Source organism: Mucilaginibacter polytrichastri, assembly GCF_001911425.1.
GTDB classification, from domain to species: Bacteria; Bacteroidota; Bacteroidia; order Sphingobacteriales; family Sphingobacteriaceae; genus Mucilaginibacter; species Mucilaginibacter polytrichastri.
Genome location: NZ_MPPL01000001.1, coordinates 4840375 through 4848271 on the forward strand (window position 1 = coordinate 4840375; position 7897 = coordinate 4848271).

The 7897-nt window shown below is 44.4% G+C and carries 7 protein-coding genes and 1 pseudogene; 7 read left to right on the forward strand and 1 reads right to left on the reverse strand.

Translation table 11 applies throughout. The features are described 5' to 3' along the window. Positions 1-4 precede the first annotated feature (4 nt). The 3 genes from RG47T_RS20785 (at position 5) to RG47T_RS20795 (ending at position 1383) form a co-directional block, all read left to right on the forward strand. On the forward strand, positions 5-574 hold the full coding sequence (locus RG47T_RS20785) for a hypothetical protein (protein WP_139235716.1): 570 nt from the start codon (positions 5-7) through the stop codon (positions 572-574). Beyond that, positions 571-1041 (forward strand): PH domain-containing protein, encoded by a 471-nt coding sequence (locus tag RG47T_RS20790; RefSeq protein WP_074491363.1) that lies wholly within the window; start codon positions 571-573, stop codon positions 1039-1041. The genes RG47T_RS20785 and RG47T_RS20790 overlap by 4 nt, the downstream gene beginning before the upstream one ends. Positions 1042-1158: 117 nt before the next feature. Further along, complete coding sequence (locus RG47T_RS20795; protein WP_074491365.1) at positions 1159-1383, forward strand: hypothetical protein; 225 nt, start codon at positions 1159-1161, stop codon at positions 1381-1383. 9 nt (positions 1384-1392) lie between these two features. Here RG47T_RS20795 and RG47T_RS20800 read toward each other — a convergent pair whose 3' ends face one another. After that, positions 1393-1782: a helix-turn-helix domain-containing protein gene (locus RG47T_RS20800; RefSeq protein ID WP_083627481.1), complete on the reverse strand. Its 390-nt coding sequence runs from the start codon at positions 1780-1782 to the stop codon at positions 1393-1395. 47 nt (positions 1783-1829) lie between these two features. On the opposite strand from RG47T_RS20800, the pseudogene RG47T_RS20805 reads away from it, so the two are divergent. The 4 genes and pseudogenes from RG47T_RS20805 to RG47T_RS20820 form a co-directional block, all read left to right on the forward strand. Next, positions 1830-2315, forward strand: a pseudogene (locus RG47T_RS20805) (magnesium chelatase subunit ChlI family protein); the annotation flags it as partial. 729 nt (positions 2316-3044) lie between these two features. Continuing rightward, entirely contained in the window at positions 3045-3830 is a 786-nt protein-coding gene (locus RG47T_RS20810) for a succinate dehydrogenase cytochrome b subunit (protein WP_074491367.1), read from the forward strand. Between the two features lie 32 nt (positions 3831-3862). After that, positions 3863-5797 (forward strand): fumarate reductase/succinate dehydrogenase flavoprotein subunit, encoded by a 1935-nt coding sequence (locus tag RG47T_RS20815; RefSeq protein ID WP_074491369.1) that lies wholly within the window; start codon positions 3863-3865, stop codon positions 5795-5797. A gap of 110 nt (positions 5798-5907) precedes the next feature. Then, entirely contained in the window at positions 5908-6702 is a 795-nt protein-coding gene (locus RG47T_RS20820) for a succinate dehydrogenase/fumarate reductase iron-sulfur subunit (protein WP_074491371.1), read from the forward strand. The last annotated feature ends 1195 nt before the right edge of the window (positions 6703-7897 follow it).

The window sequence follows — 7897 nt, forward strand, 5'->3', positions numbered from 1 at the left end:
GGCTATGTCTTTTGAAAAGCTGGGCGTTCCTAAAAACGTCCGGCTTTTTTTTGAACCGTATTACCAGGTGCTGCCCGACGGTAGCATTTTGTTCCCGTTTGGGGATGACGCCGAACATTTCAGCCTGTACTTCCATCAGGTGCCATCGGCAGTCATACCTTGGGCAGCCGGAGACGGCCCTCTTGTTTTTATCAGTAATTCTGCGATGGAATGCATTGCTTTTTTAAGCTGTTACAGCCATGCCTACCCGGTACTTGGACAGCTGCAATTTATAGCTATTGGCAATTATTTTACAGGCATCAATGTTTTGGCTACCAAAATAACCCTGCTTTTTGGCAGGGACATCCTGGGAAGGTTAACAGACATAAAGGTTTCAACTGCCCTTCGGAATAAAAACCTGCCAATATTTTATCGCGGCGACGAACAGTTTGATGTCAGCGGGCATCCATTTTCAGAATCACAATTATCGCTGAACACTTTTGAAACAGCCTTAGGTATCCGGTCGGGTATTCGCACGATCAAGCCCAGGGGCTATAATACTTTTCTTGAACAATTAAAACATCAAAACTTATGACACTGATTTCTTTTCAGCATTCGATTAAATTCGTTTATCTGCAATTGGCGCCTTATGTTGCGCTCAACATTGCCGCCGGTTATATGGCCTCCGGGCTAAACTTTTTATGGTTTATGGTCTACCTGGCGCTTTCGGTTTTCCTATTATTTAGACTGTTCGAGCTGACCTCCGTTCAATACTTCTTTACCCATGATATGCTGATTATCAATAAAGGCATAATTTTCAAAAAAGTGGACTGCCGTCCGCTCTGGCAGCTTAAAGGCATAGAAATTCGTCACAACCGTTTGCTCGGCCTTATGCATATTTCACATATTGAATGCGGCCTGGAAGGCCCACCAGTCGACCGCATCCGGATTGTGGGGGTTGATGACGGCACAATGGCCAAAGTATTTGCACAGCTCAATGAAGCTATAGAACTTAACACTGAAATATGGCGCAATCATTTTAACCATCATGGGCATAAATAATCAGGGTGCGGCCGTCAATAATCTTCAGTACTGATGATTATCTCACCTATTCAGCAAATCATAAAATATTAAAGTTGTCAGAATTTGCATCGAGTAGGTCATTTCAACTCAGAAGTAATGAGCGATTTCAATTATGATTCATCAAGCTGGAACGAAGCAAATAAAGTCCATACTGGGCGTCGCGAATTCAACCTAACTGCAGAAGACAAAAAAAGTTTGAATTCAAAAAAGATCCAAAAAACCTATACGGTTACTGTAACATACATACAATTAACTGAAGAATTAGCTAAAACCAAGCTTGCTATCATTGAAAGTATTATGAAAAAAGGTTATAAAAAATAGAGATGCCTATTACCGCTTTTTTAAAAGCATCTCTATTTTTTTTTGTTTTTTTATTGTAGGAATATTTCCCCCTTTCTCCCATGCTGCCACCGTCGAGCCATCGACTTCAAGAAGCTTTCCCAGTTTCTTGTAACTAAGCCCATTAATCCACCGATAAGCCTTTAAACGTCCTGAAAGTGATTTCTTATCAAACTCAAGGGGGCAATATTCTAAAAAATCAACGATTTGTGGAAAGTAATTAATTTGTGGTATACTTCTGTTATTCTCCCAATACGTAACACAATCGGAACTTATTTGAAAAATCCTCGCTACGTCACTTTGCAATAATTTTAGCTCTATTCTTTTCTTTCTAATGTGTTCGCCAATGGTAATTGGATTTCGTGGATAAGATCTAGGCATTGGCTTATCCTGTTTTCCTTCATAACGCAAACAAGGCAACACATGTATGCCCCTGTGGTTATTATAACCACCCCGAAAAGGAGTGCGTTTGTCCGCCGGGAGTGGTACAAAAATATTTGAGTAAGATCTCTGGCCCCCTACTCGATCGTATAGACCTGCATGTAGAAGTTACCCCGGTAAACTTCAACGAGCTCTCATCAGACCGCAAGGCAGAAGAAAGCCAGCTAATCCGCGAACGGGTGATCAAAGCCCGCGAAACCCAGATCGAACGTTTCGGTGAAAGGCCGGATCTGCATGCCAATGCACAAATGAGTCCGCAGATGGTACGCGAACTATGTAAGATCAGCACTGCCGGACAAAACCTTTTAAAGAAAGCCATGGAGAAACTGGGCCTCTCTGCCCGTGCCTATGACCGCATCCTCAAAGTAGCCCGCACCATCGCCGACCTGGCTGCTAGTGAAGATATTCAATTAGAGCATCTGGCCGAGGCTATACATTTTAGGAGTTTGGATAGAGAGGGGTGGGCGGGGTAGAGTTTAGAAGTTAAAAACAAGTGCCCGTTGCTGTTGTCACAATTGTGATGGCCTTTTTCGTGTTATCCGTTTTCCATTAGGAAGAGGTTGTGGTTTAATTATCGTCAGTAGATGTACTTTTTCTTTTCTCTCAAAAGAAAAAGTACCAAAAAGAAAAGTCGCAGCCGGGTTCTGTTGCTATGTAATGGTTATGGTTCGGCCAGGATAGTAGTTGCCGCAACATTACCAATGCTGCCTTGGAGGACGGTTATTTGAGCGCAGTGGTGGATTCGGGCTAAAAGTTCGGATCGTAAGGAGAAGCTTGATCGACCTTTCGCGCGGTAGCCTGACAGAAACGCGGGCCATGTGGTGGCCCGTGCGGCGAAGCATTTTTGCGTCTTGATCTTTTGGCTAATTTTGGATCAAGCCAAAAGTAGCTAGCCCCTGCGGCAATGAGCAGACTGGCGTTGATCAATAGCACAATACAATCATAAAGATAATTGCTCCAACCCAAGCAGTCGTCTTTGCAGATTGAAACATTATATCGAAGAAAATTCTTCATTACATTCAGAATGACAATTAATTGCAGATTATAGGTGATCTATAGCTTTAATTAACCCAATCTTTCCTGTCATCCAACTGTAAAATACTTAGAACGTTTCTAAATAGCCAATTCTACTATAATAAGTGTAAAGCGTTTATATCTTTCCCGTCTTAAATAAATAATTTTGCCCAATAAATCTGTTAATAATGAGCGAAACTAAACAAACCTTTAACTCGTCACTGGGAAAAAAGCTTATCATGGCTTTAACGGGCTTGTTTTTGTGTACTTTTTTAATTGTACACCTTGGCGGTAACCTATTACTTTTTAGTAATGATGGCGGTTACAGCTTTAACATGTATGCCAATTTCCTGACACACTTTCCGCCGATTGAGGTTGTTGCCTACGTTTTGTATGCCAGTATACTGGTACACGCTTTGTACGCGATTATCTTAACCACCAAAAACCGCAAGGCAAGGCCGGTTACTTATGCAGTGGTTAACAAATCACCGGCATCATGGTCGTCAAAAAACATGGGCCTTTTAGGTTCAATCCTGTTTTTGTTTATCGTGATCCACATGGGCGATTTTTGGTACAAGTACAAGTTTACCAATACCGTAAACTTTAAAGAGTACCGCACCAACCTGGCTACAGGCGAAAGAACAGAAACTGCTTACACACCAGAGAAAGCTGATTTCGAACATTCACAATCATTTGATGGTAATACCGAAATTATCCGCGTTAAAGATTTGCATGCACGTGTGCAAAGCAGCTTTAGCCAATTGTGGTATGTTGCTATTTATGTAATTGCGATGGGCGCATTAACGTTCCACATGGTACACGGTTTCCAAAGCGCATTCAGAACACTAGGTTGGGTACACCGCAAGTACACGCCCATTGTCGAGTTTATCGGCACCTGGTTTTTCGGGGCTATTATCCCGCTTGGTTTTGCCGCAATGCCGGTTGTTTATTATTTCATGAGTTTGAGTAAGTAATAATTGCTCACTAAACATAAATTAGAAAAGAAATGGGTTTAGATGCAAAAGTTCCTCAGGGTCCATTGGCCGAAAAATGGAGCAAGCATAAGTTTAACTTAAAGCTGGTTAACCCGGCCAACAAGCGTAAATACGACGTAATTGTTGTAGGTACCGGTTTGGCAGGTGCATCGGCAGCAGCTTCACTGGCCGAGTTGGGTTACAATGTAAAAGCATTCTGCTTTCAGGATAGCCCGCGCCGTGCGCACTCTATTGCTGCACAGGGTGGTATCAATGCTGCTAAAAACTATCGTAATGATGGCGATAGCGTTTACCGTTTATTTTATGACACCATTAAGGGTGGCGATTATCGCGCTCGTGAAGCCAACGTACACCGTTTGGCCGAGGTGTCTGTTAATATTATAGATCAGTGCGTTGCACAAGGTGTTCCTTTTGCCCGCGAATATGGTGGTTTATTAGATAACCGCTCATTTGGTGGTGCGCAGGTATCACGTACTTTTTATGCACGTGGCCAAACAGGGCAACAATTATTATTAGGTGCGTACTCTGCACTTAACCGCCAGATACATGAAGGTAAAGTAAAAATGTACACCCGTACAGAAATGCTTGACGTTGTTGTGGTTGATGGCAAAGCACAGGGCATTATTACCCGTAACTTAAAAACAGGCGAAATTGATACGCATACCGGCCACGCCGTACTATTATGTACCGGTGGTTATGGCAACGTGTTTTTCTTGTCTACCAATGCAATGGGTTCAAACGTAACTGCAGCATGGCGCGCGCACAAACGCGGTGCTTTCTTCGCCAACCCTTGCTATACCCAAATTCACCCTACTTGTATCCCGGTAACGGGCACACACCAGAGTAAATTAACCCTGATGTCGGAGTCGTTACGTAACGATGGACGTGTTTGGGCGCCTAAAACCGTTGAAACCGCAGAAAAACTGCGTAAAGGACAGATTAAAGCAAGCGAAGTAAAAGAAGACGACCGCGATTACTTCCTGGAAAGAAAATATCCTGCCTTTGGTAACCTGGTGCCGCGCGACGTGGCTTCACGTAACGCCAAAGAAATGAGCGACGAAGGTAAAGGTGTTGGTGCTACCGGCTTAGCCGTATACCTCGACTTTGCAGATTCTATTAAACGACTGGGCGAAGAAACGGTAAGAGCCAAATATGGTAACCTGTTTGATATGTACATCCAGATTACGGATGAAAACCCATATCAGCAGCCTATGCGTATTTACCCTGCAGTTCACTACACCATGGGCGGTTTATGGGTTGATTATAACCTGCAAACTACTGTACCCGGCTTATATTGCCTGGGTGAGGCTAACTTCTCGGATCACGGCGCTAATCGCTTAGGTGCTTCTGCATTGATGCAGGGTTTATCTGATGGTTACTTTGTAATCCCTTACACCCTGGGCGATTACCTGGCCACCATTGGCCCAAAACCAATTGATGCCAGCCATCCTGCTTTTGCACAAACAAAAGCAGATGTTATCAATACGATTAACAAGTTGCTTGCGCTGAAAGGTAATAAAACGGTATCTGAATACCACCGCGAACTTGGCCTTATTATGTGGGAGTATTGCGGTATGGCACGTTCTGCCGAAGGCTTAACCAAGGCTAAAAATTTGATACAGGCGCTTAAAACCGACTTCTGGAAAAATGCCATTATAACAGGTGAAAACGAGGAAATTAACGCGGCCCTGGAACAAGCAGGCCGGGTTGCCGACTTTATTGAACTTGGAGAACTGATGATTGATGATGCCTTGATGCGCAACGAATCATGCGGTGGCCACTTCCGTATAGAATCACAAACACCAGAAGGCGAAGCCTTGCGTGATGACGAACATTTTGCTTTTGTTGCTGCCTGGAAATTTATGGGTGAAAACCAACCGGAAGAACTGAACAAAGAAGAGCTGGTATTTGAAAACGTACATTTAGCACAAAGGAACTATAAATAAGGGGGTTGATAAGTTTAAGGTTGATTAAGTGAGTAGTTCTACTTTTATAACCTAATCAACTTAATCCAACTCAATCAACTTAATTAACAATATTCTAATCTTATAAAAAGATGGATAACGCAAATATGAAACTGACGCTAAAAGTATGGCGTCAAAAGGATGCCAAAACTGCTGGTAAGTTTGAAACTTACAAAGCCGAAAATATTTCGCCGGATATGTCATTCCTTGAAATGCTTGACATAGTTAACGAAAGCCTTACCCATGGCGGCCAGGAGCCGATTTACTTTGATCATGATTGTCGCGAAGGTATTTGCGGTATGTGTTCATTGTATATCAACGGCAACCCGCATGGCCCTAAACGTGCCATTACAACCTGCCAGTTACACATGCGTAGCTTTCATGATGGCGAAACCATTACCATTGAACCATGGCGTGCAGCACCATTCCCTGTAGTTAAAGATTTAGCGGTTGATCGCTCTGCGTTTGATCGTATCCAACAGGCTGGTGGTTACATCTCTATCAATACAGGTGGTGTGCCTGATGCTAATGCTATTCCAATCCCTAAGATAATTGCCGACGAAGCATTTAACTCTGCTACCTGTATTGGTTGCGGTGCTTGCGTGGCAGCCTGTAAGAACGCCTCTGCCATGTTATTCGTATCGGCTAAGGTATCTCAGCTGGGCATGCTGCCGCAAGGCCAGCCAGAGCGCTACCGCCGTGTACAAACCATGGTAACACAAATGGACGAAGAAGGATTTGGTAACTGTACCAACACCGGTGCCTGCGAGGCCGAATGCCCTAAAGAGATCTCGCTTACCAACATCTCCCGCATGAACAACGACTTCTTAAGCGCGAAACTATTCCGCCAGGAAGAAGTACATGAAATTAAACACGAAGGTGCATAAGCAATAGCTTTATCATATTGAAAAGGCGACTCTTGGTATAAGAGTCGCCTTTTTTGTTGATGTTATTTCCTCCTATCTCCACCCGTCGTGCCGAACTTGTTTCGGCATCCCACGTGCTAAGTATAAAGCATAAAAAGCAATCTTCATTGTTAAGTCTGTTACCTGTCCTGTGGGATGCCGAAACAAGTTCGGCACGACGGGCGGTAAACACAAAGTCAAATGTGCTAAGCACCCTTCATTTTCAGGTTGCAACCTGACCTGTGGGATGCCGAAACAAGTTCGGCACGACGGGCGGTAAACACAAAGTCAAATGTGCTAAGCACCCTTCATTTTCAGGTTGCAACCTGACCTGTGGGATGCCGAAACAAGTTCGGCACGACGGGCGGTAAACACAAAGTCAAATGTGCTAAGCACCCTTCATTTTCAGGTTGCAACTGTCCTCTGGGATGCCGAAACAAGTTCGGCACGACGGGGCGGAGACAAAAAGTCAAATGTGCTAAGCACCCTTCATTTTCAGGTTGCAACCTGTCCTGTGGGATGCCCGAAACAAGTTCGGCACGACGGGCGGTAAACACAAAGTCAAATGTGCTAAGCACACTTCATTGTTAAGTCTGTTACCTGTCCCGTGAGATGCCCGAAACAAGTTCGGCACGACGGGCGGGGACAAAAAGTCAAATGTGCTAAGCACCCTTCATTTTCAGGTTGCAACCTGTCCTGTGGGATGCCGAAACAAGTTCGGGACGACGGGCGGAGACACAAAGTCAAATGTGCTAAGAACACTTCATTTTCAGGTTGCAACCTGTCCTGTGGGATGCCGAAACAAGTTCGGCACGACGGGCGGAGACAAAAAGTCAAATGTGCTAAGCACACTTCATTTTCAGGTTGCAACCTGTCCTGTGGGATGCCCGAAACAAGTTCGGCACGACGAGCGGAGACAAAAATCAAATGTGCTAAGCACCCTTCATTTTCAGGTTGCAACCTGTCCTGTGAGATGCCCGAAACAAGTTCGGCACGACGGGCGGTAAACAAAAAGTCAAATGTGCTAAGCACCCTTCATTTTCAGGTTGCAACCTGACCTGTGGGATGCCGAAACAAGTTCCATGACGGGCGGAGAGCGTTATATTTCAATTTACATTTTAATCTGCCCGGCCGGCTGGCCGCCTTTAATGGCTGGTGTAGTACCACCACCCGCAGG

Coding starts and splice junctions, on each gene's coding strand:
- RG47T_RS20785 (WP_139235716.1), top strand. CDS start 5: ATGTCTTTTGAAAAGCTGGGCGTTCCTAAAAACGTCCGGCTTTTTTTT.
- RG47T_RS20790 (WP_074491363.1), top strand. CDS start 571: ATGACACTGATTTCTTTTCAGCATTCGATTAAATTCGTTTATCTGCAA.
- RG47T_RS20795 (WP_074491365.1), top strand. CDS start 1,159: ATGAGCGATTTCAATTATGATTCATCAAGCTGGAACGAAGCAAATAAA.
- RG47T_RS20800 (WP_083627481.1), bottom strand. CDS start 1,782: ATGCCTAGATCTTATCCACGAAATCCAATTACCATTGGCGAACACATT.
- RG47T_RS20810 (WP_074491367.1), top strand. CDS start 3,045: ATGAGCGAAACTAAACAAACCTTTAACTCGTCACTGGGAAAAAAGCTT.
- RG47T_RS20815 (WP_074491369.1), top strand. CDS start 3,863: ATGGGTTTAGATGCAAAAGTTCCTCAGGGTCCATTGGCCGAAAAATGG.
- RG47T_RS20820 (WP_074491371.1), top strand. CDS start 5,908: ATGGATAACGCAAATATGAAACTGACGCTAAAAGTATGGCGTCAAAAG.